This window comes from Cycloclasticus sp. P1, assembly GCF_000299965.1.
Lineage (GTDB): Bacteria > Pseudomonadota > Gammaproteobacteria > Methylococcales > Cycloclasticaceae > Cycloclasticus > Cycloclasticus pugetii.
The window spans coordinates 586671-613303 of sequence record NC_018697.1 but is presented as its reverse complement, the minus strand read 5'-3'; the positions used below and the strand labels follow the sequence as shown (position 1 = coordinate 613303).

Sequence of the window (26633 nt, the reverse complement as noted above, 5' to 3'; positions counted from 1 at the left end):
TTTTAGAAAAACCCGTGTAAATTCACGGTATTAGGTTATCTGACAGCGAACTGTCACAATGTGTGTAGTCTACAGATTACGGCCCTTTCTAGCAATCAGCTAATAAGCCGTAAAAACTATCACGAAGACTAAATTATGCACAGGAAAAAAATTATGGCTCAACGGTAAAACTTTCACCGCAGCCACACGCATCTTTCACATTTGGGTTATTGAACTTGAAGGCAGAATTAATACCTTCTCTTGCAAAATCCAACTCCATCCCATCTAAAAAACTCAACGAGTCTTCATTGATGATGACTTTAACACCATGCATTTCGAAAACAGTATCCTTAGACTCAACTTCATCTGCAAAATCAATGACATAAGAGTAACCCGAGCAACCAGACTCACGAACACCCAATCGTAAGCCCAACCCTTTACCCCGTTTATTCAATTGATCCTGCACTTGCATTGCAGCGTTTTCAGTTAATGTAACAGACATATTTTCCTCAATATTAATAAATACTTACCACCCCTTTGAGTTTATAACTACAAATAGGTTCCTTTACCGACAACTCATAATAAGGCATTCAACGATACGGCTTACACTATATAGCAACCTATCAATAAGCCCATTAAAGCTAATTCTTTCATTAGACAGCATTCTACATGATCATTTTTTTAAGGGAAATCTATCACCTAAGATTGATGACTCTTGGTTAACCTCTGTTGTTTATCTTATACTGCCCCTATAACTCTTCTAATAAACAGCCACTCTTAACACTAAAAAGCATGTTTGATATCGGTTTTTTTGAAATCTGCCTCATTGGTATTATCGCACTACTGGTCATAGGCCCAGAGAAGCTTCCACGTGTAGCACGTACCACAGGCTTATGGCTCGGTAAGGCACGCGGTATGGTAAAAACAGTTAAATATGAAATTGACGAACAAATTCGTGTCGAAGAATTAAAACAATCCGTGGAACGTGCTAAAAACACCCTCGATAACAGTATTTCCGCCCCCATTAAAGAGGTTGAATCATCTCTGGATGAATTACAAAATCAACTCAAAGACCCTAGCGAAAAAAACCTACAGCACCACCAACCAAACCGGCAAAGTAATAAAAAATAATGCCGTACTTGCCACTAATACAGTAGACAATAGCTCCGTATTCAAACCATAACGCTCGCTTAAAATCATTGTTGCCATCATCGACGGCGTAGCAGCTACCAAGACCGTCGCATGTATCGTTTTAACATCTGTCATGGTTGCATTTGCTGTAAAGTAAACGACCGCTGGGACGACAAGTAGCTTTATTGCTGACGCCAAAATAGCAATGCCTTTGTGCTTCCTTAGGCTACCAAATGAGAGCGACATCCCCACGACCAACAACATACCCGACATCGTAATATTTCCCAGCATCGTGGTGCCCTTTTGAAGAAACAGCGGCAAACTAATGTCATAAATATTCATCAAAATTGCAACAACAAAGGCCCATATGGGCGGCAGGCTTAATAATGATTTAATAAACCTTAACGGAGTTTGCTTTTGCTCGTCATTATCACCCCATTCTATCGCTATCCACAAACCAACAATCCACAACATTGGTGTAATGGCCATAATATCGACATAAATAGCGAACCTTGCGGCCTCGTCACCTTGCATCGCCTGTAGTAACGGCACTCCCAGAGAAATAATATTCCCTAAACCACAAACCAACATTAACGCGCCCAGTTCAGGTTTACCCAAACCTTGACGTTTTAACCAAGGGTAGAAAACCCAACACGCAAGCATGCCAACAACAATGCCTACATTTGATACCATCGGAGCACTAAAAATGTCTCCCGATAGGGTCACATTAGGAATAACAGAAAAAATAAGTGCCGGGTAAAACAGATTAATCACCAAGGTACTGATGACACGCCGAGTTTCATGTAATGTAAGACCCGCAGGCTCCCAATACCTCAGCAAAACACCCATTAATATAATAAATGCACTTGGTAGCAGTGCCGCATTAACTTGATCAAATATCTCAGCCATTACCTCTAACCCTTAAATATACCTCAAATCAATCATACCTTAAAAAACACCTACAAAGTGTGTAGACAAAAAAAAGCCCCGCATTAAGCGAGGCTTTTTCATACGAATAGAAACTTAAGCTGTTACGTTTACAGCTTGTGGGCCTTTAGGGCCATTCTCTACGTCGAAGTTCACTTGCTGACCTTCGTTTAATGTACGAAAACCTTCGCTAGCGATAGCTGAGAAATGTACGAATACATCTTTGCTGCCATCTTCTGGAGTAATAAAGCCGAAGCCTTTAGATTCGTTGAACCACTTAACTGTTCCTGTTGCCATGATAATACCTCAATAAAATTAAAATTAAAAAATGTTACAAATCTTACAAGGAAATTAACAAGAGCAGATCTTACAAAAACCAGTAGAGAATGTAGCGAGATTAATTCTAACGTACTTTCTTTAGAAAAACAGCTTTTTCTCAACCTTTACTGACATATATCACTATATTCTTTAGCGATCAGGTACAATAAGCCCCTCAAAATGGTTGTGCTGATCGGTCTGCACCCACCTCAAAACGTGGCAATATTAAAATACTGCCCGCCGTAACTAAACATTGCTTCCACCTCGACCGTGCCATTTATTAAATGGCGGATGGACTCACGGAGAAAACTATATGTCGTTCGACTCACTCGGCCTCAGAGCTGAATTAATCACCGCTGTATCTAAAAAAGGCTACACCGAACCCACCTCAATCCAAGCCCAATCCATTCCACTCATCCTAGAAGGACGAGACCTAATGGGCGGCGCACAAACTGGCACCGGAAAAACAGCCAGTTTCACGTTACCTGTTTTACAACGCCTTATGGAATCTGGCGACGCGAAACCAAAGGCGGGCAAAGTTCGCGCCTTAGTATTAACACCAACGCGCGAACTAGCGGCACAAGTTGCTGAGAGCGTCAGAGATTATGGTCAACATTTACCCTTATCATCGTTTGTTATATTTGGTGGTGTAAACATTAATCCACAAAAGCAAAAGTTGCGTAAGGGTGTTGATATTTTAGTCGCAACGCCAGGCCGTCTTCTCGATCATGTCAGCCAAAATACTGTTGACCTATCATCCGTCGAAATCCTCGTACTCGATGAGGCCGATCGTATGCTTGATATGGGCTTTATTCGAGACATTAGAAAGGTTTTAGCTTTACTACCTCAGCAAAAACAAACACTACTGTTTTCAGCCACCTTCTCAAACGAAATTAAGAAACTAACGAGCAGCCTGTTACATAACCCTGCGTTAGTAGAAGTCGCCAAAGAGAATTCTGCATCGGAGCTGATCTCCCAAGTCGTTCACCCTGTTGATAAAAAACGCAAACGTGAATTATTATCTTTTCTTATTGGCTCAAATGACTGGAAACAAGTCCTGGTGTTTACACGCACTAAACATGGCGCCAACAAATTATCCGAGCAACTCAATAAAGATGGTATTACTGCAGCCGCTATTCATGGTAATAAAAGCCAAGGGGCTCGCACTAAAGCATTAGCAAACTTTAAATCCAACGATATTCGTGTACTGGTCGCCACAGACATCGCCGCTCGTGGCCTAGACATTGACCAGCTTCCCCATGTGGTTAATTTTGAACTGCCTAATGTGCCTGAAGATTATGTACACCGCATCGGTCGTACTGGCCGAGCAGGCAGCGAAGGTGAAGCCATGTCTCTAGTTTGTGTTGATGAATTAAAACTACTAAAAGGTATTGAGCGCCTGATTAAAACCGATATCAAAAAAGTTACTTTTGAAGGTTATGAACCTGATCTAAGCATCAAACCAGAACCGATTCAAAATGGCCGTAATAATCAACGCCCTAGAAAATCAACACCCAAAAACCATTCACCTGCCAAACCTAAAACAAACACCAGTGCTAAACCGAATGGCTCCACTCGTGCAAAAAAGCGCAATACTCAAAATAAACCTACCAACCGACCTGATAATTTTGGAAATCGGTAACCACACTTTTAAACAACACATTTATAACGAGCAATCACTATGTTAATTAGCGCAAACATCACCATGCAGTTTGGCTCTAAGCCACTTTTTGAAAACGTTTCAGCCAAGTTTGGCAACGGCAACCGTTACGGGCTTATCGGCGCAAACGGTTGTGGCAAATCAACCTATATGAAAATATTAGGAGGCGATTTAGAGCCTACATCCGGCAACGTATCAAAAGACCCAGGAGAACGTATCGGTAAATTAGGCCAAGACCAATTTGCCTTTGAAGAACACACCGTTGTTGATACCGTCATCATGGGACACGATGAACTCTGGAAGGTAAAACAAGAACGTGAACGTATCTATTCATTAGCTGAAATGACCGAAGAAGAAGGCATGCGGGTTGCCGAATTAGAAGTTGAGTTTGCTGAAATGGATGGCTACAGCGCTGAAAGTCGTGCAGAAGAACTACTCATGAGTGCGGGGATTGAACAAGAATTCCATTACGGCCTAATGAGTAACGTTGCTCCGGGCTGGAAACTGCGTGTTTTATTAGCCCAAGCACTCTTTTCAGAGCCTGACGTATTACTTCTCGATGAGCCCACCAACAACTTGGACATTAATACGATTCGCTGGCTTGAAGGGATTATCAATCAGTCAAAAAGCACCATGATCATCATCTCGCATGATCGACATTTCTTAAATGCCGTTTGCACGCACATGGCAGATATTGACTACGGCGAACTGCGTATATACCCGGGCAACTACGATGATTTCATGATCGCATCAACCCAAGCGCGCGAGTTACTACAATCAGAGAATGCCAAGAAGAAAACTCAAATGGCTGAACTGCAACAATTTGTTAGTCGCTTTTCTGCCAATGCGTCTAAAGCCAAACAAGCAACATCACGAGCTAAGAAATTAGAAAAAATTGAACTGGCCGATATTAAACCCTCATCACGTGTGAGCCCATTTATCCGCTTCAATCAAATTAAAAAACTTCATCGTGAAGCCGTCACCATTGAAAACCTTGAGCATGGTTTTGATGAAACTTTATTTACAAACACCAGCATGATTTTACAAGCCGGTACACGCTTAGCTGTTATTGGCGAAAATGGTGCCGGTAAAACGACTTTCTTGCGTTGCCTCATGAATGAAATAAGTCCTAACAAGGGTACTATTCAATGGGCAGAAAATGCCACTCTTGGCTATTGCCCGCAAGATGCTAGCGACGATTTTAATGTCGACATGACCTTATTCGACTGGATGAGTCAGTGGCGAAAACCAAGTCATAATGACCAAGTAGTCCGCATGACCTTGGGGCGTTTGCTCTTTTCATCCGATGATTTTAATAAAAAAGTTGCTGTGTGTTCCGGTGGTGAGAAAAACCGTCTACTGTTTGGCAAACTAACCTTGGGCGAAACCAATGTCATGTTAATGGACGAACCAACAAACCATTTAGATATGGAGTCTATCGAAGCCTTAAACTTAGCTTTGGATAATTATGATGGCACATTAATTTTTGTAAGTCATGACCGCGAATTCGTCTCTTCACTTGCCAACCGCATTGTTGAAATAACACCTAATGGCATTGTTGATTTCCATGGCACCTATGATGAATATCTTAAAAGCCAAGATATTGAAAACGTCAAAACGGGCACCCGTTAAAGACACCGTCATATCGTTACAAAAAAGCCCGCTTGAATACTAAAGACGGGCTTTTTTATGTTGATTGGCACGCCGTCAGCAACGCTTGCATGCCTTCCAAACCTTTTGCTCTGGCCAACTCAATATTTCTGCTTGGTATTTTATCGGGGCTTGATACACCCTCTAACGCTGCTTCTATGCTTGCTTCTCGTAAAATATGTAATATTGGATATGGCGAACGATTTGTATAATTAGATGCATCATCTTGCTGCTGGCCTTCAAAACAATAGTCTGGGTGAAACGTAGCTATTTGAAATACACCTTCATATCCCTCCTCAAGCAATAAATCATCGGCTATCGCAGCAAAATCAAGATAGTCATCGAATGATTCTAAGCCCTGTGGGTAAATCAATAAGCTCGTTTCGACATGATCGTTGTTGGCAAGGTAACTGAGCTGATCACTAAGCGCCATTAAAGCTTGCTCAACACCGCGCTCATTAATCACCTTGTAGTCAACGCGCCCCGCATTAACAACAGGTTTTGCAAACGGGCAAAAATTCAACGCAATAATTACTGTCTCAACCCATTGGCGACAACTCTCTATGACCCTTTCGTCAGCTGCCCTTACCACATCAAATCATCCGGCACAGCGTAATCAGCATAGGCATCATCCGATGAAATAGGTGAAACATCTTCTAAATAAATCACACGCTCTTTATCGCGCTGTGCAATTTTTTCAGCAACCCCAATAGGCACGACTTCGTAGGTTTTACCTAGCTGAACAATCACCGCCGTGCCTGCAACAATACGTTGTCGCAAAGCTTCATCTATATAAATGGCTTTTACTTTATTATCGTGAGTAAAATTAAACGGGGCACCCTCTTCGTCTTTATCTAATTTATTAAGCGAGATAAGTTGGTTAATTTGTCCGGCAATTTGTTTCTGCTCAGCTTGTTGATTGCGTTTCTCATTAAGCAAACGATCCTTTTCTTGCTGTTTTAGCTTAGCTTCCTCAGCCAACACGGCCGCTTGATCAACCACCTGAATTTTATTTTTTTGTTTCTGTTTAATTTGTTTATGCTTTTGCGTTTTAGCTTTATGCGCTTTCGACTTACTGGTCAAGCCAGCCTTTAGCAATTGGTCTTGTAGGGAAATATTTTTCATAATATATATTTTAACCTTTATCGTTCATACAAATAATACACGTTGCTTACGTCCCTCGAAGCATATGCACAGGTGACTTATTAACCACATCTTTAACACCCCAGAAACCAGCCAAGACAACGCAGCCAGCACTAATAATGGGTACTACAAGACACAATACCCAATTAAAATAAAAATCCAAGTGAAGCACATAGCGATATAAACCAAACAACACCCAGTTGAAAATAAACACCGCAACTAACCCCGACATGACCCCAATTGCAGCAAACTCAATTAAATGGGCATTGCGTAATAGCCTGCGATGAGCACCCAATGTTCGCATCAAAGCACCTTCTGAAATTCGAGTATCCAATGTTGAATATATCGACGACAGCAGTACGGTAAAACCAGCTAACAAAGCAAAATATAATAAGTAATTAATCGCACTAGTGAGTTGCGATAAAATCAGTTTTATTTGTTTCAACATGGCATCCACTTCCAACAAGGTCATCGCTGGAAATTGCCTGACCAGATCATTTAAGAGCGTTTTATTATTTTCTGATAAATAAAAACTCGTGATGTATGTGGTTGGAAAGTTAGCCAAGGTTTCTTCAGAAAACACCATGTAAAAATTCGGTTTCATCGTGTCCCATTGCACGCTCCGCAGGTGCGTTATTTTGGCGTTAATTTGCTCACTACCAATACTAAAGGTCAGCTGATCGCCTAGCTTCACCTGCAAACTTTCAGCTAACTTACTTTCAATAGACACTTCGCCTTTTTTCGTCCCGCTCCACTGTCCAGCTAGAGTTTTATTATCTAGCGGCAGCTCCTTATTCCATGTCAGGCTTAAATCACGATGTGTTGCACGCTCTCCTTGGGAGTCTTTGCTAACAATTTTTTGCACCGGCGTTCCATTAATAGCCACTAAACGTCCACGTACAACTGGGTGAAAACTAGCAGCGGGAACACCCTGGCGACTCAATATATTATCGAAGTTAGCCACTTGGTCAGGAAAAATATTAATCGCAAAATAATTCGGTGCCTCATCAGGTATTTGCTGTTGCCAATCGGTTAACAAATCATTCCTCACCGTAAAACTCAGTAACATAGCCAAAATCGTGATGCTAAACGCTAAGACTTGGGTCACACTGGCTTTGGGGTCTCTTAACACGCCTTGCAAACCCAAGCGTCCAGCTAAGCCAACATGCGGTAATAACTTGCGACCTTGCAATAAAAGCACGTACAACAAGCCTGCTGAAAAAATTACCGCCAATAAGCCGCCACCCATTATTGAAAACAACAGCATTAAATCATCGGTGTATCGATAAATAAGCCCACTAATCAAAGTAAGCGCTAAACCATAAACCAACCAGGCGCTACTATTCAACGGTTCGAGCTCTCGGCGTAAAACCCGTAAGGGCGAAACCCGTTTGAGTCTTAGCAAAGGTGGCAAGGCAAAACCAATCAAAATGGCAAACCCCGTCATAAAACCAAACATCACAGCAATAAGGCTTGGATCTGACACCATAGCGGGTAATAAATTACGCAATAGATGAAACAGTGCTTCTTGTGTCAACCAGCCAAATAATAGTCCAGCCGAACAAGCCACGGCACCTATTAAAAAAAACTGATATAGGAATATCAACAAAATATCATTCTGCTTACACCCCAAGCAACGCAGCACCGCGGTAGAATTAAAATGTCGCTCACTATATCGGCGACTAGACATGGCAATAGCAACACCAGCAATTAAAATAACCAAAATACTCGAGAGCCCCAAATAACGCTCAGCTCGAGACAACGCATTTCCTAGTTCGGGCCGGTCATCTTGCACGTCCATTAATCTTTGTGAAGCCGATAACAAAGGCTTTACCCACGCATTAAAGCGTTTAATCGCATTAGCTTCTCCACTAAACTGAAAGAAATAATGGACACGACTACCCGGCTGTATAACATTGGTGGCCTGTAGGTCTAACTGATTCATCATAACCCTTGGTGATAAACTATAAATATCACCCCGCTTATCGGGCTCATAACTAAGCACATGACTGACCGTCAAAGACTGATCCCCAACGGTTAAAACATCACCCACTTGTAGTTTTAAGGTAGACAAAACACGGCTATCAACCCAAACATTACCAGCCTCTGGCCCTTGCTTATGAACGGTTTCTACCGCATCAAGCATTGCCCTTGTTTTTAAGTGCCCTCGTAACGGATAGGCGTTACTAACCGCCTTTACCCCCACCAACAGCAACTCATCATTTTCGATGACGACCGTCGAAAACTCAGTCGTTCTTGCTTGCTTTAATCCTAGCCGCTTTGCTTCATCTAACCATGTATTGGGGATGATATCAGAGCTACTGACCACCAAATCAGCCGCCAAAAATTCTGCTGCTTGTGAATTCATCGTACGATGTAAGCGATCAGCAAATAAACTAATGGCCGTAGAGCTTGTCACAGCAATCACCAAAGCCAACGCTAATAATGTTAATTCACCACTACGAAAATCTCGGCTTAACAAACGAAGGGCTAAACTCAATCGGTTCATATAACTTGCCCCGCTTCAATATGCACACTACGCTGACATCGAGAAGCCAACGCCATATCATGAGTCACTAGCACCAGCGTTGTCTTTTGCTCTTGATTTAATTCAAACAACAGCTCAATAATCTGATCGCCCGTTTTACTGTCTAAATTGCCCGTAGGCTCATCAGCAAATAAAATTGCCGGCCTCGTCACAAAAGCACGTGCCAACGCCACTCGTTGCTGCTCTCCGCCTGATAGTTTCATTGGCGTATGCTCTAAACGATGACCTAACCCAACTCGTTTCAATAAAGCCGTTGCAGTTTTTTTTGCTTGTTTATCGCCACGTAATTCCAAAGGCAGCATGACGTTTTCTAAGGCACTCAAACGCGGCATCAATTGAAACGACTGAAAAACAAATCCCACCAACTTATTTCGTATACCCGCTCGACCATCCTCGTCTAACGCCGTTAATTCTTCGCCATTTAGTATGACAGTACCGCCAGTTGGGCTATCTAAACCTGCCAGCAACCCCAACAGCGTCGATTTACCTGAGCCAGATGCTCCTACAATCGCTATACTTTCTCCTTCATCAACAGTTAAGTTTACGGCTGATAAAATAGTCAAGTCACCATCGGCAACAGGTACAGTTTTATTTAGATTTTTTGTTTCAATAATAGGATTACTGGTTTTCAACATGATTAGAATATATTTACTGTTAGTTTTTGCATTGTTTTCGTCCGCACCTTTCGCTAAGACCATCGTGGTCCTGGGCGATAGTATAAGTGCAGGCTACGGAATGCCTATAGAAAAAGGCTGGGTTAACCTATTACAACAAACACTTAACGAACAAAACAAGCCCTACACACTTATAAATAAAAGTATTAGTGGTGACACCACCGCAGGCGGGCTTGCCCGAATTGACCAAGCCTTAGAACAACATACACCCGAAATAGTTCTATTAGAATTAGGTGCAAATGATGGCTTGCGTGGGATGCCTCCCACCTTAATCAAGAAAAATTTACGAGAACTCGTCAAACGAATCAAAGCCAACGGTGCGCAAACCCTCTTGCTTAGCATGCGTATTCCATCAAATTATGGGCAACGCTACACCGAAATGTTCTACAACAACTACCCAGAGTTGGCCGAAGAAATGGACGTTCCTTTTGTGCCATTTATTTTAGAGGATGTCGCACTCGAACCCGACATGATGCAAGCCGATCAATTACATCCAAATGAAAAAGCCCAGCCAATTATTGCACAAAAGATTTGGGACCACTTGGAACCCATTTTACAGACTAATTAAATAACCCCTGATGCGCTCAGGGGTAATAAAAGACTTTATTCACGTCGGTATTTTAGCCAAGCCATTAAATCAAAAAAATAAGCGCGAGTCATATGCGCTAAAATTTCATTAACTAGCTGATGACAAAAATGCCTTCCCCAATAATTTACTATTTCTGTTTTCTTCAACCCTTTACACGCTTTAAGCACTACATATGCTAGCCTAACGCACTCATTTTCAAGCTTAACCAAACCGGCCCTACTGAGACTGTCTTATGGATAAAATAGCTCTTTTTGTTGATGTACAAAACATCTACTACACCACTCGGCAGACCTATGGTCGCCAGTTTAATTACCGTAAGTTATGGCAAATTATTAGTCAGCAAGGCACGATTACACAGGCTACTGCGTATGCCACCCAGCGTGACGATGACGATGGCCAGCATAAGTTTCAATCGGCACTTAAACACATGGGCTTTAGCGTTAAGCTGAAGCCATTTATTCAACGTATTGATGGCAGCGCTAAAGGCGACTGGGACGTAGGCATTACAATTGACGTGCTAGACGCAGCCAAAGAGGTGGATCGTGTAATTTTGCTGTCGGGTGATGGTGATTTTGATCTATTGCTGGAGAAAATAAACCTGCAGTATGGCGTAAGAACGGAAGTTTATGGTGTACCGGCGTTAACGGCAAAGTCTCTGATTGATGCGGCTAGCGTTTTTCACCCGATTGATGAGGATTTGTTGCTGTAGCGAGTTCACCATTAACCTAGCACCAATACAAAGCGGCTCAACTTGTTTGCAAATGGTTACCCAACTTATAAGCGGCCTTCGCAAGCCAAACGCTTATCAACCATGCGTCGGTAAAAATAACTGAGTACGGGTTTGATACCCGGCAAGCAGATAAGCACACCCAGTGGCATTAATAGTGGCACTTGCTTCATCATAATGCTGTAGGCATCCATTTCTGAATGGATAACCCCATGAGTATCTTCTATGTGTAATTCACGCAAGGCTTTGAACGGGTCTATCCCACGTTGTCGCAAGGCTTGGTCTTGGCTGGTGATATCAAACCAACTAAATAAAGCCGACCTCTGACCGGCTAGCCGCTCAAATAACGCACGATCTTTAACGCAGCTGGGGCAAGATTGATCGTAAAAAACGGTGATTTGAGCGTGACCAGCGATCGATGCTTTAGTCATTTTGCCGCTTGCTCTAACTGCAATAGGCGTGATTTTAGGCTGTCAATTTCATCGAGTAAATCCAACGCCAAGGCAATACCGGATAGATTGATATCTAGGTCACGCTGCAAGCGCATGGCGGCGTGTGCTTTTTGCAGACAACGAGCACTAAACTGCCACTGCGTTTGCCGCTGCCCCTGAGGTTCCAATATACCCTCCTGCACCAATTCAATTACCCATTCATTACTGCTTGAACACGCTTGGCATAAGTCATCTAAAGACAGTACCGTTGCTTCATCTAGCAGGAGCCCTTTAAGTATTTTATCGTTCATCGTCATTACACTCCCAATTTACTACGTGGGTTATAACCTAAAGTTTGTTCCATTTGCTGGTACAACGCTTTTGCCTCTTCAGTATCCGCTGCTGGCAAGGTAATTTGTGGCACTACGTATAAATCACCCGGTGGTATGCTAGGTATACCCCGCCCTTTTAATCGCATTTTACCGCCACCTTTTGTGCCCGCTGGTATTTTCATATCGACCGGCCCATCGGGCGTTGGTACTTTAATGCTCGCGCCTAAGGCTGCCTCCCATGGAGTAATAGGTAAATCCAGGTACACATCATGCCCATCGACACGGTAAAAAGGGTGTGCTTTAAAATCAATTTCTAGGTATAAATCACCTTTGCCGCCTTGGCCTATACCGGCCGACCCTTGACCCGCCAAACGAATCCGCTGGCCTTTTTTAACCCCTTTAGGGATTTTTACCTTTAAGGTTCGCTGTTTAGTGACTACTTGCCCGTTAGCGTCCAATTCAGCGGCGTTTAGGGTAATACTATGTATTGCACCATAGTAGGCATCCATGAGTTCTATGCTTACTTTGGCATGATGATCTTGCCCTCGTGCGTTAAAACCGGCTTGCTGACGACCTGCTTGCCCTTGGTTAAACTGTTGGCCAAATAAAGACTCGAAAAAGTCACTATAGTCCGCACCATCGCCATCGTTGTAACCACCACTAAATTCATAACCCTCGTCCCAATTTGGTGGTGGGTTAAAGTCTTGACCGGCTTTCCAATTAGCTCCCAACTGATCGTAGGCCGCACGCTTTTCTGGGTCTTTTAGTACATCGTAGGCTTCACCAAGCTCTTTAAAACGGGCTTCTGCATCCTCGGCTTTGTTTACATCAGGGTGGTATTTACGCGCTAATTTCCTATACGCTCGTTTTATCTCATCTTGTTTCGCATCGCGCGCAACATCCATAATGGTGTAATAGTCTTTATAATCCATTTGCTACCCCGCTTTACTCCTTAGTCTTCTAACCGGAAGCCTATTTTAACGGTTACTTGCCAATGTTTAATTTGCCCTTGGGCTAGGTGACCGCGCGTTTCTATTACTTCAAACCAATCCATATTACGGGTTGTTTTAGCCGCAGCTTCAATGGCATTTTTTATTGCATCGTCCGAGCTGACTTCTGAACTACCCGTTAGCTCAATATATTTATAGGTATGATGACTCATCTTATCCTCCTATCATTTGTTGGTACTTTTAGCATATACCTTTAAGTCGGAACCGACAATTATTTAGCAATCGATTCATTTGACCTAAAGATCGGTGAGATAGTGACCCAAATTCATGTAAAATTTAATCACCATTAAAAATCATCGTGGCAAATGAATATGAAAAAGCTGGAACATCTTTTTAAACAAAATAAAGAGTGGGCTCAGTCCATTACAGACGAAGACCCAAACTTTTTTAAAAATTTATCTAAACTGCAATCACCCGAGTACCTTTGGATTGGCTGCTCTGATAGCCGAGTACCGTCCAATCAGCTACTGAATCTTGCCCCAGGTGAGGTCTTTGTTCATCGTAACATTGCTAATATGGTTATCCACAGTGATCTAAACTGCTTGTCGGTTATGCAGTTTGCCATTGAAGTACTTAAAGTTAAGCATATTATCGTTTGCGGCCATTATGGTTGCGGCGGTATCAAAGCCTCACTGGAGGACGTCGACCATGGGCTTATTGATAATTGGCTTGGGCACATTAAAGATGTACATCGCCTTCACGCAACTGAGTTAAATGCAATTACTGATCAGGAAGAAATGGAACACCGTTTATGTGAATTAAACGTGATTGAGCAAGTAGCTAATGTTTGTGACACCACTATCGTCAAGAATGCTTGGAAAAGTGGTGCTGACTTATCGGTACACGGCTGGGTTTACAATATTAAGAACGGTATTCTAAAAGATATTACTAATACGCCTATCACTCACGGGTAACAGTCGTATTACTGACTACCCTTTATTGGCTAACAATCGATATCTTCAAGTTCTATATTAAGTGCATGGCCTGAAATAATCAGCTCGTATAGTGAAACAACCAGCGACAGCATCATGAGTACTAAACTGATAGTAAAAGCCCATTGACCGAAATCACCAGCCGCTAAAAATAATAGGAACATCGCAGCTACGCAAAAACTAATGCTTAGTACCCCCAAAATTTGCATCCAGATGATTAACTTTATACGCAACTGCAAACTGATAATCTGACGTGCAATAAGCTGCTTATTCGTCTCATTAATTTGCTGATGTAAACCGCGGATAACGTTTGCCAAGCCCAAAAAGCGATTCGTATAGGCAAGTAGTAACAATGAAATAGCGGGAAATAATAAGGCGGGGGTCGATAGTTCCATACTTGATTAAAATTCTTTATGTAAGTTGATAGAGCGCTTATAAATCACTGATAGCCCTTTTTAACCTAATGCTTGCTAAGACCGCATCATAAACAGCATTTGCATGGTTATTCTGGCTGTTTTTCCGTAGTGCTTCGGCACTAAGCACATCGGTATTGGTTGATAAGCCATGCTCATACCGATCACGATTAACCTTTAGGTTTTCTTCTGCCTGATCAATAGATTGCTCGGTTACGCCAAGACGTTTACGTGTTTCTTGTACGTCTAGCCAATATTGCCTTACTTGCAGTTTAACAAGGCTTAATACTTCATCATATTGTTTTTCAAGTGAACGCGCTTGACGAGCCATTGCTGACGATTGATGACGAATTAGGCCTGCATCGAACAACGTCCATTTCACACCGACACCCACTAACCATTGACCCTCATGTGCCTGATATTCGTTTTCTTGAAAATCATAACCGCCCGTTAAAGCAACTTGTGGCGCATTACCTGCTCGAACAGCCTTTGCTTTGGATTTAAGTGCCTCGGCTTGTTCTTTTAAAACACGCAATTCGTAACGTTGCTTAATCGCTTGGGCCAATAACATATCCAACGAAAGGTCTACTCTTTGCGGCTCTAATTCTTTCAATAAGACTGCTGTTTGAAAATCTCGCCCCAGTAAACGATTGTAGGCAGATTGACTAATATCAAGCCTATTTTCAACCTGCATAGATGACTGCACTGCATCGGCCAAAGCAACTTTCGCGGCTAATAAATCATTTCTTGATACCATCCCCTGCTGATATAGGTTTTCAACATCTGCCTTATGCGATGATAGGCTGAGCACATGACTATTTGCCACCTCAAGTGCTTTACTTAATCGCAACACCCCGATGTAGGCTTCAGCCACTTTCAGCTTCAAGTCTAGCACTTTACCCGCCTCAAACTTTTTTGAAGCTTCTAACGAAGAGGTTGCCGCATCGATACCACGACTAATTTTTCCACCGGTGTAAATAGGTAATACCGTCATCGCTTTGTACGAATAACTTTCTCGTTCAGCCAATGTGAATTGTGTTGATACACCCGCAAAATCTACTTTTGCTTCTGGGTCATTCTCCATCATGCTATACCCTGCCCCAACAGTGACATTAGGCAAACGGGCTGCCTTTGCTGCCTCTAGCTGGTATTGACTAGCTTGTGTATTTTCACGCACCGCTTGAAGACTATGGTCATACTTGATGGCAATATCCCATGCCTGCTCGAGTGTTTCTGCTTCTAAAGCCATGGGAAGCACGCAGCCAAACAAAAGTACAAGAGCAAAAAGTTGGTTTTTTTTAAACAACATTAGTCTTCTCCTGTTGAACCAGTATGAAGCGACTGACGTGTTAACATTGAATACAGCAACATCGGCACCACAACCAGTGTCAACGCCGTTGACACAATCGTACCGAAGATTAATGAGATCGCCAGCCCACCAAAAACAGGGTCAGATAACATTACCGCAGAGCCCAAAACAATCGCCAATGCTGTCAATAAAATTGGCCGTAACCGAACAGCCCCGGCCTCTCTAACCGCTTCATGTGCAGACATACCTTTTTTCATATAGTCCACTACAAAATCAATAATTAACAATGAGTTACGAACCACCACACCTGCTAATGCTATTACTCCAATCATCGACGTTGAGGTGAAAGGCTCACCAACTATCCAGTGCCCAGGAAACACACCAATCAGCCCAAGTGGAATAGCCGACATGGCTATCAGAGGTATTTTAAACGAGGCATAATAACCGACCAATAATAGATAGATAAAAACCAATGCAATACCAAGTGCACCTAACATGTCGCGAAAAACATCTAAGGTTAAACGAATCTCGCCATCCCATAGCAATTGGTATCCATCAATCGTGTCAGGGGTAACCGATTGTAATTGTAAATTACCCGTTGTTAACACCTCTCCTTCACCCAATGACAGATTGTCTAATCGTTGCTCTATATCCATCACTGCATACACCGGTGTGGTATCGCTCAGTTCTGCACCTACAAATGTCACGCGCTCATAATCCTTATGCAAAATTGGCCGGTCTTGAATATCGTTAACTACTCGAGTCAATTCAGATAGCGGTATTCTTTGCCCTTGTCTGTTCGTTAAATAAATACTCGATAAAAGCGTTGGGTCTATCTGGTATTGATAAGGAATATGTAAGCGTATTGGCACAATCTTTTTTTCTGACGCAATATGTAAACGGCCCATCTCAGTCCCACTGACCATTTGCCTCAATGCTTGTACAACCTGCGCTACTGAAACACCCGATAAAGCGGCTTTTTCTTTATCTACAATCACTCTAAACTGTGGCACATCAGCCACTTCAGAATCATGCACCTCAACAACGCCGTAAGTCTCTTTAAACACCTTGCTCACCTTGGCTGATATTTCACGAAGCTTTTCAGGATCTTTACCATAAATTTCAGCTAAAACCGTCGCCCGTAAAGGCGGGCCGGGTAAGTCTTCTGCTAATTGAATAACACTGCCAGGGTAACGTTGCTGAATTTTTTCCATTGCAGGACGCAGCTGAGCAACTAAATCAATAGAACTCATATCTCGCGTTTTTTTATCCGTTAAATTCACTCTCACTTCAGCAACAAATGAACCTTTTTTATTACCCGCTCCCTTTAACAAGCCATTAAAATCAATAACGCCCGTTTGCCCAACCCAACTTTGATAATTAAGCACGTTATCACGCTCACGCAATAGAGCACCCACTTCGCGAGTGATCTGATCGGTCACTTCTATCGGCGTGAATTCAGGCATGTCGATCGTAATGTTAAAGGTGTTTTTATTATCCTTCGGCAAAAAGACTAAAGGAATACCGCCCGCTGACACTGGGCCACCCACACCCGCAGGGCGAATAAATTGCCAAGCTGGTTGCAACATTGATAACACAATAGCTAAGACAATAACGCCTATTGTAATGTAGCGATAACGCCGACGAGCTAATAAGGGCGTAATAATGTTGTAGTAAAACTGATGTAATTTATCATTGTCATGGGGCGTTTCTAAATCTTCCCCTTCACCCGGTTTAAGCCAACGGTTAGCAGCCCAAGGTGTAACAATATAAGCCACTAGTAATGACGCAAACATAGCCATTGGCACATTAAATGCGATGGGGAAAAAATATTGCCCTGCCATGTCCGTCACCACCACCAACGAACCAAACACCAACATAACGGCAAACGTCGCTAAATTGGTTGGGTTCCCAATTTCGTTAGTGGCCTCAACGGTGACATCCACCTTATCCTTTAACCATAAGCTTTTATAATGCCTATGAATATTCTCAATCACCACAATTGAAGAATCCACTAATAACCCTAAAGAGAGAATTAAACCGAACAAGGTGACTCTATTGATGGTGATTCCAAATATATAGTCAGAACCCAGTGTTAATGCCAAAATAAAAGGCACACTAATCCCAACGATGAGCGCTTCTTTAAACCCAAGAAAAAGCACAATAACAACAAAAACAGAAATGATAGCGATACCCAGATGCTCAATTAAATTATTAACCGCATCATCAGCCTTTTTGCCATCATTACGCGTAATAATGACCTCTACTCCGGCGGGAATAAAACTGTTTTTCATCCGCTCGATTCTATCTAGCACATCATCCGCGACGAAGACCGCATTGGTCCCGGTTTTTTTTGCAACGGCAATAGAAACCGCGGGAATCTCTACCGCAGCGGTGGAACCAAATCTTGGGTCTGCTGGGCCATAAGCAAATCGTGAAAGTTTGTCTCGTTCTTCTCGAGGACCATCAATGATGTCTGCAACATCTTCCATGTAAATAGCTTGTTGATTAAAGCTACCTATTATTAGTTTTTTGACTTGTTCAGCAGACGTTAAAAACCCATCTAAGTAGAGGTTACTGACCTTTCCTTGAATTGCTTGTGTGCCAACTGGGGCCGATACATTACCAGCTTGCAATGCTGCCTGCATTTGGTCTAGCGTAATACCAAAACCCAACAACCTTTCAGGATCAAGTTCGACCCGAACCTCCCTGTCTCGCCCTCCTTTAACGTAGGCAACCGACACTTCATTCAAACTACGTAAACGGTCTACCATATGGTCTGCTAGGCGTTTTAAAGCATAATCATCATATTTTTCTGAGGCCAGGGTAACCGTTAGAATTGGCACATCATCAACATCAACACTTCTAATTAAAGGAACTGAAGCATCAGCAGGTAATTGGTCTTGTTTTCCTAGAACTCGGTCGTAAAGCTTCACGAGCGATTCTTCCTTATCAAGCCCTACTTTAAACTGAACACTCACCACACCCATAGAGTTCAGTGCGGTTGCATAGGTATGATCAACACCAGGTATTTCTCGAATAATGCCTTCTAATGGATTGATCACCAGTTCTTCTATTTCGCTTGGTGTTGCACCCGGCATGCTGACAAAAATTTCGGCGCCCGGCACCACAATTTGCGGGTTTTCCTCACGAGGCGTTAACAAAATAGCGATAATACCCAGCAATACACAGCTGAGCATAAATAACACGGTTAACTTGGAGGTAACGAAAGCATGGGCAACCCATCCCGCCGGATTTAATCGCTTATTATTCACCCACTACATCCCTTGCTTGAATAGAGTCACCCTCTCGTAACCGCTCAGTCGGGGCTGATACAATTTGCTCGCCACCCGTTAAACCGACTAATACTTCAATTTTTCCGCGGGTTGTTTTCCCTAAGCGTAGCCAGCGAAAATGAATGCGCTGTTGTTCGTCAACTATATATACCCCGGTTAAGCCCGCCCTGCTTATCAAGGACTCAACACGAATAACCGGCGAGGACTTGACGCCTACTTTAAAATGAGCTCGCCCAAACATCCCTGGCCGTAGCTTACTGTTATCCGGTAACGAGACTTTTACTTGTGATTTACGCGTTAACGGATCAGCCGATGGAACAACTCGAGCAATAACGCCATGAAGCGATTCATCAAGCGCATCAATAACCAGCTCAACAGTTTCTCCTCGACTGATATTTTTTAACTGTCCCTCGCCAATATACGTTTCAAATAACAAACCGTCAGCTGACTCAACTGTTAGTAAAGGTATAGCAGGTGCTGCCAAATCTCCTTCACGTTTATGCCGCCCCACTACCACACCACTAACTGGACTTGTAATTTGAGTATATTGACGCTGCGCCTGAGTTGTTTGTAGCGCTGCTTTAGCTTCGCGTAATGTGTCTTGCGCGATATCCCGCTGCAATCGTACTTTTCTGAGTTTGTTTTCAGACACGCTGCCACGCTCAAATAATGCTTGGAAGCTTTCCAGATCGGTTTGCGCATCTTTTAATGCCGATTTTGCTTTATCCACCAACGCGGTGACTTGCCGAATAGCACCTTCAACATCCGCACCATCCAATACCACTAATGTTTGTCCGGTCGTCACCGAATCACCTTCACGCACCAAGATTTTCTTAATATAGCCCGTGCTTCTAGAGGCAACATCAACACGATGATCTGAAACAATAGAGCCTGTTGTTCGATAAACTATTGGTAGACTCTCAACTTGCACCTGTGCTGTTTGCAGTGCCCAAGGTTCTTTCACTGCTTTTTCAGCCTTAGGCTGCTCAGAACACCCTAATAGGTTAACCAGCAAACCTATTGACAGCATAAGTGTTAATTGTTTTTTCAAAAAACTCATGTATTAGGGCCCCTCTCATCGGCCACTGTATTGATGGTATTAATATTGTTTTTCAATAGTTGTATAACGTGTGACGAAATAACACTTGGGTCACTATAAGATGTCTTCCATCCCGGTAAGTATTGACACATAGGTCTGGTAGCTGAGTGCGATAGCACCAACCAAATACTGGAGACGGTTAACATGTAATGGTCAGCCTCAGGGGCAATATCCTGAACCAAGGCTAGAACCATTTTAAAGGGCTCTAATAGCACTTCTTCAGCCACTAACTTCAACCTCGCCTCATCCCCATCCAGCAACTCCCACATGACTAACGCCCTAACGTTTTGATCGTCATTAACCATCAAGGCAAAGCGCTCGATAAAACTTTCAAGTCGCTCTAGCGGTGCCCCTGTGTTTGAAACAGAGCCTGCTATGGCAGTCGCCTTATCAACAAATGAGTGTTTCAGCACTTCAAAATATAGCGCGTGTTTATCGGGAAAGTGATGGTAAATTGCGGCGGTACTCAAGCCAACCAATTTAGATAATTCACGCATAGAAACGCCGTTATAGCCTTTAGCGGCAAATAACGGTGTGGCCTTATCCAGTATGTTAATGCGTGTATTTATTTCTTTGCTTTGTGCGTTCATCTACCAACTGGTTACTTAACGTTCGTTAAGGCGAATTTTACTACATAAAATACCGCGACGCAACATAGGCCAAACAATGAAAAAACAATGCCTTTAGCACTTAAGTGAGCTGTTTTTAGGCGTTAGAATCGTTATAAAAGTAAGTGGAGTTGGCCGATAAGCCGGGTTCTGTCGAGGACAGTCATTCATCTGGGATGCATATCACTATGCACCTCGAGCGACCTACCCAGAAGCCGTGTGGGCCACACGTTGCAACTTACGTTGCTACTTCTCTATTTGGTCTTGCTTCAAGTGGGGTTTACCATCGCCGTGATACGTTACCGTACACGCGGTGCGCTCTTACCGCACCGTTTCACCCTTACCGGTCTACCAGTAGACTTAGGCGGTTTCCTTTCTGCTGCACTATCCGTAGGCTCACGCCCCCCAGGCGTTACCTGGCACTTTACCCTATGAAGCCCGGACTTTCCTCCCTGCTTGCGCAGAGCGACTGCCTGGCCAACTCCGCGTGCAGTGTACAAACTAATACCTCTTCGATCAATTTTATTAATTATTATTTAGCCTTGTTAAGCAATAAGAATGCACCAAATCATTTTAAACACCTATTATTAAGGTTCTTGATAGTTTACATTGATTCAATTATTAGAATTAGCTAATATTTTTTTATATGCATTAAATTATCTTTTACCGGCAGATAACATTACTACATAACTTATCACTCAAAAATTTGTAACCGTATTTAGGGAAGAATCTTTCAAATGAAACTATTATTAACCTTATTACTTAGCAGCGTCATTATTTCAGCCCAAGCCGATTCGTCACTAATTGCTGGGAACCTCATTAATCAGCAAAATATTGAAAAGTTTACACCTTACTTAGATAAACCTATTGTAGATTTAATAACACAAGGCTCATTCTCAATAACTATTGGCAAACAGTTTGATATGGCCCCGAACCCCTCTTTTTTAGCGTTGACTGAGGCAAATAAAGGAACTGTCTCAATCGATTCAAAAACAGGTCAAATGATAAATTATCAGGGGGGCTTACCTTTTCCAGAACAACCAACAACTGATGACCCTCTGACCGGACTAAAACTTGCGTGGAATATGCGTTATTCTTATGGTGGTGATACTTCAGTTGTTGACCCTTTTATTTGGGACTATATCAATATGAAAACTGGTAAAGTTGAAAGAAGTATTTCATTTATCGGTAAAACGATGCGCTATAAACACCGACTTTTGATGCCGCCCAAACCGAACCTTCCTAAAAACCCTGCTGACATTTTTAACGGTATTTACCTCCTCGCAAAAGAACCTTTTGATATAAAAAACACTCAATTACTGGTTCATCGATTAGAAGATGATAGTGCACGTGAAAGAACATGGTTGTACTTTTCCGTTCAGCGGCGTGTTCGCCGACTACCTGCCGGACAAACAACCGATGCTTTTTTAGGCAGCGATATCATGATAGAAGATTTTCTCGGTTATAACGGCCGAATAAATGATATGACATGGCGCTACTTAGGAACTCAGCAATTATTAGCTCCAATATATAAACACAGTACGTTGATAAAAAATGTTGAATCAGAAAGCTCGAATGACTATACATTTGGCACCTTTCATGGAGAAGGTGGCTGCTTCCCAAATGTACCTTGGCAACTAAGAGAGCTTCATATTCTTCAGGCGGAGCCTAAACTCACCGATCATCCGTTATCTAAACGTATCTTTTATATAGATGCTCAAACACATATTCCAATTGCCGGGCGCCATTATGATAGAAACAGTCAAATTTGGCGTATAGGTATTAGTGCCTTTTCTCACCCTGACGAGCACCTTGAGCAAAACAAAGGTTCAGGGGTGGCAATTCCAACACTAATTTCAATGATTGATATTACTGCTAGACACTGCACGACACTCAAAATGAAAACTAAAATCAACGACCCGTCTGTCAAACTAAAGGACTTCACCGTTCAGTCTTTACGCAGCCGAGGGAAATAAATTTTTTAAAACTGAGCAAAAACTGGGTAACCACACCCTAGTTTTTGTCCTTTTTTTAATCATCAGCTTGTATTTCAAGTGCTCTTTTATACAGCGCTTTCTTTGGCTGACCGGTCAATTGAACTGCCAATTTAACAGCCGTTTTTAGTGAACACTCTTGCAATAAAGTTTCTAGGGTCTTAACGTCTTCATCGGACAGCTCATCCTTTTTATGCTGCTTTTTGTTGACGCCTTCTATCAATACGACAAACTCACCACGCTGCATATTACTATCTGCTTGAAGTAATTGATAAATATCTGCAACCGACCCTGTTGCAATTGTTTCATATGTTTTAGTCAATTCACGGGCAATCGATATCTTATGCGTTGGGTCATACGTAGCGAATATATCGTCCATGCATTTAATAATGCGATGGCTCGATTCATAAAATACGAGCGTACCTTGACGACCCTTATATATCTCAAAAATTGCTTTTCGCGCAGCCGATGTTCGCGGCAAGAAGCCTTCGAAACTAAACCTATCTGTTGCTAATCCAGATGCGCTAAGCGCCGCAATTAACGCACAAGCACCGGGAACTGGCACCACCTCAAAACCAGCCTGCTTGACCCCTTCAACTAAGGAATAACCCGGATCATTAATAAGTGGTGTACCCGCATCCGATATCAACGCGATTGATTCGCCAGCGCTCAACTTTTCTAATAAAAACTGACGCTTATTGTTTTCGTTATGCTCATGGTAGGCCGTCATCGCTGTGTTTATCGAGTAGTGATTCAACAAGACTTTGCTATTACGCGTGTCCTCGGCGGCAATCACATCAACCGTCTTAAGCACTTCTAATGCACGTAAACTGATATCTGATAAATTCCCAATAGGTGTGGCTACAATATAAAGTATGCCTTTATCGTTTGACATCGTTGACCCTGAAAAAGATACTAAGCACTGGTTTGATCATTTTTAATTTTGCGGTTTAAGTCGTTCGTTTATGAGTCCATACAAAAAGAGTTTAATTACGCCTTTCAAACTAGTAGTTATAGCGTTTATCGTACTGCTTTTAGCAAATTGTAGCGCTCTTGAACCGATAGAAACGCCCACGGTCGAACAGTCTAACCCATTGGCAATTCAAGCCCAAGAAGCTTTGTCTCAACAACAATTTTCTCGTGCGGCAATGCTGTTCAAACAACTGGCAAAAAACAGTCAGGCCCCTCTTAAAAACCAATATCTAATATCTGCTATTGAGGCCTATTTTAATGCTGGCGACCTAACGAATGCTGACTCGCTCATTGACTCTTTACTGACACCTTCATCACAGCTTACCAGTGATAATAAATTATCCCTCGCAACACTCTTACTTGAGCAAGGTAAAGCCGAAGACGCTATTAGCGTATTAATGAGCGTAAGTGAGCTTAATTTAAACAACGAACAACGCATTGATCTTCACACACTGACTAGCTCTGCTTTCTTCCAAGCTGGTAATTTAATCGAAAGTGCCCGCGAACGCATTATATTAGATGCACTCATAGATGAGCCTACTAGCAAGCTCAATAATCAATTGGACTTAGTGAATGTTTTATCTTTATTGTCCGAGCACGCTCTACGTGCTTTATTACCAACAGCTGACAACAATATGGCTGGCTGGGTAGACCTTGCCATTATAAAAAAACAACAAGTCACCTTTATTCCAAACAGTTCTGATGTTGAATCGTGGAAACAACAATACCCCACGCACGCCGCGAATGGTTCATTTCTTCTAACCATGGCCAAACAGTCCCAAGAAAACTTCATAGCACCCAATAAAGTAGGCGTTTTCCTTCCAAGCCAAGGCCCTTTCTCACAGGCTGCTTTTAGTGTTCGTAAAGGCATCACCGCTGCTGCATACTCCATGGCCAACAAATGGCCGCTGAATATTCATTTTTACGACACCTCATCTACACCCATTGAAACGCTTTATCAACAAGCCATAAGCGATGGCGTTAACATCATTATTGGCCCACTGGACAAAAAAAACCTTAGTAAAATAGCCTTATTACCTGATTTACCCATCCCTGTTATTGGGCTCAATAAAAATGGTAGTCATCATAGCCCTCATTACGTTGAGTTCTCGTTGTCACCCGAAGAAGATATTACGCAAATACTCAGTTTTGCTTGGCTAAAAGGGCACCAAAAAGCATTAATTTTAACGCCTCAATCAAACAGTGGCGAACGATTAGCCGGTCATTTTTCATCGCTTTGGCAAAAACTTGGTGGACAAGTTCTAGATGTACAAACATACGAAGCTAATCAAGCAGACTACTCCACTGCCATTAAAAGCCTGTTACAAATTGACGACAGTGTTTACCGCTTTAAACAACTTCGTCAGCGCCTTAACCTGAACATCAAATTCGAAGAAAGACGTCGTCACGATGCAGACTTTATCTTTTTATTGGCAAGCCCTCGTGAAGGCCGCTTAATCAAGCCACAATTACGTTTCCACCGCGCTGCCGACATTGCTGTTTTTAGTACTTCCAAAATTTACGAGGGTGAGCAAAACAAAGGGGCAAACCGTGATTTAGATGACGTTTTTTTCTGTGACATGCCCTGGCTTATCGAACCTAATAAGCAACAAAATGGCTCTCTCAACCAGGCACTAAAACAATGGCCCAATACTCGTGGGTTACACCGTCGATTAACTGCCTTTGGTTACGATGCGTATCAACTTATTCCACATTTAGAACACTTGAAATCCAACCATTTTGCTCGCCTTGATGGCAAAACCGGTATTCTTTCAATGAATAATAACGTCATTAACAGGCAATTGAGTTGCGGCCAATTCCAGCGCGGTCAAGTCAAATCATTAGGCCTGGCACCTCACCTTGAGCGCACGATGAATATGCAATCAGTAGTGCCTTCTCCTCAACACACCGAACACGTTAATACTGCCCCCCTTTAATGGACTCATCTAATGCTCTTGGTCAACAAAACGAGGACTTAGCACTTACCTTTTTACGTCAAAAAGGTCTTGTTCTTATACAAAGAAACTATCGTACTCGCTTGGGTGAAATTGACTTAATTATGAAAGACAATGACTACACCGTTTTTATTGAGGTTCGTTACCGTTCCTCAACGAAATTTGGCGGCGCTTTACTGTCTGTCGATCGACACAAACAAGCTAAACTTATAAAGTGTGCTCAACACTACATTGCCAACACATCAGGCCAGCAAAACTTTCGATTTGATGTAATCGCAATTTCACCCTCCTCTAGCCAGCATGAGATACAATGGGTTACCAACGCATTTGATGAGTTCTAACATGAGTTTACAAGAAAGAATCTATCAACACTTTACCGATAGCATTCAAACAAAACACGACGCTTTAGAGTCGCTTCCCAACTCCATTGAATTAGCCGGCCAAGCTATTGTCCAGAGCTTACTTAACAATGGCAAAGTTCTAACCTGCGGTAACGGTGGGTCGGCAGGGGACGCGCAACATTTTTCTTCTGAAATGCTTAATCGTTTTGAACGTGAGCGCCCTAGCCTACCAGCTATTGCACTTAGCACAGACACCTCAACGCTAACCTCCATTGCAAACGATTATTCGTACGACGAGGTGTTTTCTAAGCAAATACGTGCACTGGGGCAAGCAGGCGATATTTTATTAGCCTACACAACAAGCGGAAACTCCAAGAACATCGTATCAGCCATCAGTGCTGCGCATGACCGAGAAATGTTGGTGATCGTCATTACTGGTAAAGATGGCGGCACGATAGCCGCTAATGATTTATTACAAGATAGCGACATTGAATTAAGGGTACCGTCTAACTCAACGGCCCGTATTCAAGAAGTCCATCTTTTAATCACCCATTGTCTTTGTGACCTGATCGACTTTCAATTATTCGGATAAACA

The 26633-nt window shown here is 42.5% G+C and carries 27 protein-coding genes and 1 other RNA gene; 10 read left to right on the top strand and 18 right to left on the bottom strand.

Annotated elements, in window-relative coordinates:
* Positions 1 to 151: 151 nt before the first annotated feature.
* A complete protein-coding gene (gene iscA, locus Q91_RS03035; protein WP_015005413.1) occupies positions 152 to 481 on the bottom strand; it encodes an iron-sulfur cluster assembly protein IscA in 330 nt (109 codons plus the stop codon).
* A gap of 290 nt (positions 482 to 771) precedes the next feature.
* On the opposite strand from iscA, the gene tatB reads away from it, so the two are divergent.
* Positions 772 to 1110: a Sec-independent protein translocase protein TatB gene (tatB, locus tag Q91_RS03030; protein WP_015005412.1), complete on the top strand. Its 339-nt coding sequence runs from the start codon at positions 772 to 774 to the stop codon at positions 1108 to 1110.
* Here tatB and Q91_RS03025 read toward each other — a convergent pair.
* Entirely contained in the window at positions 1069 to 2019 is a 951-nt protein-coding gene (locus Q91_RS03025) for an AEC family transporter (protein ID WP_015005411.1), read from the bottom strand. The genes tatB and Q91_RS03025 overlap by 42 nt on opposite strands.
* A 114-nt stretch (positions 2020 to 2133) precedes the next feature.
* The gene (locus Q91_RS03020) at positions 2134 to 2334 is read right to left on the bottom strand and encodes a cold-shock protein (protein WP_015005410.1); all 201 of its coding nucleotides are present in this window, start codon (positions 2332 to 2334) and stop codon (positions 2134 to 2136) included.
* A gap of 334 nt (positions 2335 to 2668) precedes the next feature.
* Between Q91_RS03020 and Q91_RS03015 the strand changes: the two genes are divergently transcribed.
* Complete coding sequence (locus Q91_RS03015; RefSeq protein ID WP_015005409.1) at positions 2669 to 3997, top strand: DEAD/DEAH box helicase; 1329 nt, start codon at positions 2669 to 2671, stop codon at positions 3995 to 3997.
* A gap of 39 nt (positions 3998 to 4036) precedes the next feature.
* Entirely contained in the window at positions 4037 to 5647 is a 1611-nt protein-coding gene (locus tag Q91_RS03010; RefSeq protein WP_015005408.1) for an ABC-F family ATPase, read from the top strand.
* Between the two features lie 55 nt (positions 5648 to 5702).
* On the opposite strand, the gene Q91_RS03005 is transcribed toward Q91_RS03010, so the two are convergent.
* From Q91_RS03005 to Q91_RS02990, 4 genes are read right to left on the bottom strand one after another with little or no spacing between them, the layout of a single operon-like run.
* Entirely contained in the window at positions 5703 to 6257 is a 555-nt protein-coding gene (locus Q91_RS03005; protein ID WP_015005407.1) for a DUF1415 domain-containing protein, read from the bottom strand.
* Positions 6251 to 6790, bottom strand: coding sequence for a DUF2058 domain-containing protein (locus Q91_RS03000; RefSeq protein WP_015005406.1), 540 nt, complete (start codon positions 6788 to 6790; stop codon positions 6251 to 6253). The genes Q91_RS03005 and Q91_RS03000 overlap by 7 nt, the downstream gene beginning before the upstream one ends.
* Before the next feature lie 46 nt (positions 6791 to 6836).
* A complete protein-coding gene (locus tag Q91_RS02995) occupies positions 6837 to 9317 on the bottom strand; it encodes an ABC transporter permease (RefSeq protein WP_015005405.1) in 2481 nt (826 codons plus the stop codon).
* Positions 9314 to 9991 carry an ABC transporter ATP-binding protein gene (locus tag Q91_RS02990; RefSeq protein ID WP_016389760.1) on the bottom strand — a complete coding sequence of 226 codons (678 nt, stop codon included), beginning with the start codon at positions 9989 to 9991 and terminating at the stop codon, positions 9314 to 9316. Before Q91_RS02990 ends, Q91_RS02995 begins: the two co-directional genes overlap by 4 nt.
* Positions 9992 to 10091: 100 nt before the next feature.
* On the opposite strand from Q91_RS02990, the gene Q91_RS02985 reads away from it, so the two are divergent.
* Positions 10092 to 10598, top strand: coding sequence for an arylesterase (locus Q91_RS02985; protein WP_015005403.1), 507 nt, complete (start codon positions 10092 to 10094; stop codon positions 10596 to 10598).
* A 253-nt stretch (positions 10599 to 10851) separates the two neighbouring features.
* Positions 10852 to 11328 carry an NYN domain-containing protein gene (locus tag Q91_RS02980; protein WP_015005402.1) on the top strand — a complete coding sequence of 159 codons (477 nt, stop codon included), beginning with the start codon at positions 10852 to 10854 and terminating at the stop codon, positions 11326 to 11328.
* Positions 11329 to 11393: 65 nt separating this feature from the next.
* Here Q91_RS02980 and Q91_RS02975 read toward each other — a convergent pair whose 3' ends face one another.
* From Q91_RS02975 to Q91_RS02960, 4 genes are read right to left on the bottom strand one after another with little or no spacing between them, the layout of a single operon-like run.
* The gene (locus Q91_RS02975; RefSeq protein ID WP_015005401.1) at positions 11394 to 11777 is read right to left on the bottom strand and encodes a thiol-disulfide oxidoreductase DCC family protein; all 384 of its coding nucleotides are present in this window, start codon (positions 11775 to 11777) and stop codon (positions 11394 to 11396) included.
* Positions 11774 to 12088 carry a chaperone modulator CbpM gene (locus Q91_RS02970; RefSeq protein ID WP_020932907.1) on the bottom strand — a complete coding sequence of 105 codons (315 nt, stop codon included), beginning with the start codon at positions 12086 to 12088 and terminating at the stop codon, positions 11774 to 11776. Before Q91_RS02970 ends, Q91_RS02975 begins: the two co-directional genes overlap by 4 nt.
* 5 nt (positions 12089 to 12093) lie before the next feature.
* Entirely contained in the window at positions 12094 to 13041 is a 948-nt protein-coding gene (locus tag Q91_RS02965) for a DnaJ C-terminal domain-containing protein (protein WP_015005399.1), read from the bottom strand.
* 20 nt (positions 13042 to 13061) lie between these two features.
* Positions 13062 to 13271 (bottom strand): dodecin, encoded by a 210-nt coding sequence (locus tag Q91_RS02960; protein WP_015005398.1) that lies wholly within the window; start codon positions 13269 to 13271, stop codon positions 13062 to 13064.
* 159 nt (positions 13272 to 13430) lie between these two features.
* On the opposite strand from Q91_RS02960, the gene can reads away from it, so the two are divergent.
* Positions 13431 to 14033, top strand: coding sequence for a carbonate dehydratase (can, locus tag Q91_RS02955; protein ID WP_015005397.1), 603 nt, complete (start codon positions 13431 to 13433; stop codon positions 14031 to 14033).
* 29 nt (positions 14034 to 14062) lie between these two features.
* On the opposite strand, the gene Q91_RS02950 is transcribed toward can, so the two are convergent.
* The 6 genes from Q91_RS02950 to rnpB all read right to left on the bottom strand — a co-directional run bounded on the left by Q91_RS02950 (position 14063) and on the right by rnpB (position 21261).
* Complete coding sequence (locus Q91_RS02950; protein ID WP_015005396.1) at positions 14063 to 14446, bottom strand: DUF2721 domain-containing protein; 384 nt, start codon at positions 14444 to 14446, stop codon at positions 14063 to 14065.
* Positions 14447 to 14483: 37 nt separating this feature from the next.
* Positions 14484 to 15773, bottom strand: a complete 1290-nt coding sequence (locus Q91_RS02945; protein WP_015005395.1) for a TolC family protein — start codon at positions 15771 to 15773, stop codon at positions 14484 to 14486.
* Complete coding sequence (locus tag Q91_RS02940; protein ID WP_041230481.1) at positions 15773 to 19048, bottom strand: efflux RND transporter permease subunit; 3276 nt, start codon at positions 19046 to 19048, stop codon at positions 15773 to 15775. Before Q91_RS02940 ends, Q91_RS02945 begins: the two co-directional genes overlap by 1 nt.
* Positions 19041 to 20129 carry an efflux RND transporter periplasmic adaptor subunit gene (locus Q91_RS02935; RefSeq protein WP_015005393.1) on the bottom strand — a complete coding sequence of 363 codons (1089 nt, stop codon included), beginning with the start codon at positions 20127 to 20129 and terminating at the stop codon, positions 19041 to 19043. Before Q91_RS02935 ends, Q91_RS02940 begins: the two co-directional genes overlap by 8 nt.
* Positions 20126 to 20758 (bottom strand): TetR/AcrR family transcriptional regulator, encoded by a 633-nt coding sequence (locus Q91_RS02930; RefSeq protein ID WP_015005392.1) that lies wholly within the window; start codon positions 20756 to 20758, stop codon positions 20126 to 20128. The genes Q91_RS02935 and Q91_RS02930 overlap by 4 nt, the downstream gene beginning before the upstream one ends.
* Positions 20759 to 20899: 141 nt before the next feature.
* Positions 20900 to 21261, bottom strand: an RNA gene (gene rnpB, locus Q91_RS11445) — RNase P RNA component class A.
* A 252-nt stretch (positions 21262 to 21513) separates the two neighbouring features.
* Here rnpB and Q91_RS02925 point away from each other — a divergent pair.
* Positions 21514 to 22752 (top strand): DUF1329 domain-containing protein, encoded by a 1239-nt coding sequence (locus tag Q91_RS02925; RefSeq protein WP_015005391.1) that lies wholly within the window; start codon positions 21514 to 21516, stop codon positions 22750 to 22752.
* 55 nt (positions 22753 to 22807) lie between these two features.
* Here the strand turns inward: Q91_RS02925 and rsmI are convergent, their stop codons facing one another.
* On the bottom strand, positions 22808 to 23665 hold the full coding sequence (gene rsmI / locus Q91_RS02920) for a 16S rRNA (cytidine(1402)-2'-O)-methyltransferase (protein WP_015005390.1): 858 nt from the start codon (positions 23663 to 23665) through the stop codon (positions 22808 to 22810).
* A gap of 70 nt (positions 23666 to 23735) precedes the next feature.
* On the opposite strand from rsmI, the gene Q91_RS02915 reads away from it, so the two are divergent.
* The 3 genes from Q91_RS02915 to Q91_RS02905 are packed head-to-tail and all read left to right on the top strand — an operon-like array spanning position 23736 to position 26630.
* Positions 23736 to 25679 carry a penicillin-binding protein activator gene (locus Q91_RS02915; RefSeq protein WP_015005389.1) on the top strand — a complete coding sequence of 648 codons (1944 nt, stop codon included), beginning with the start codon at positions 23736 to 23738 and terminating at the stop codon, positions 25677 to 25679.
* A complete protein-coding gene (locus tag Q91_RS02910; protein ID WP_015005388.1) occupies positions 25679 to 26038 on the top strand; it encodes a YraN family protein in 360 nt (119 codons plus the stop codon). Before Q91_RS02915 ends, Q91_RS02910 begins: the two co-directional genes overlap by 1 nt.
* Before the next feature lies 1 nt (position 26039).
* On the top strand, positions 26040 to 26630 hold the full coding sequence (locus Q91_RS02905; RefSeq protein ID WP_015005387.1) for a phosphoheptose isomerase: 591 nt from the start codon (positions 26040 to 26042) through the stop codon (positions 26628 to 26630).
* Positions 26631 to 26633: the final 3 nt, after the last annotated feature.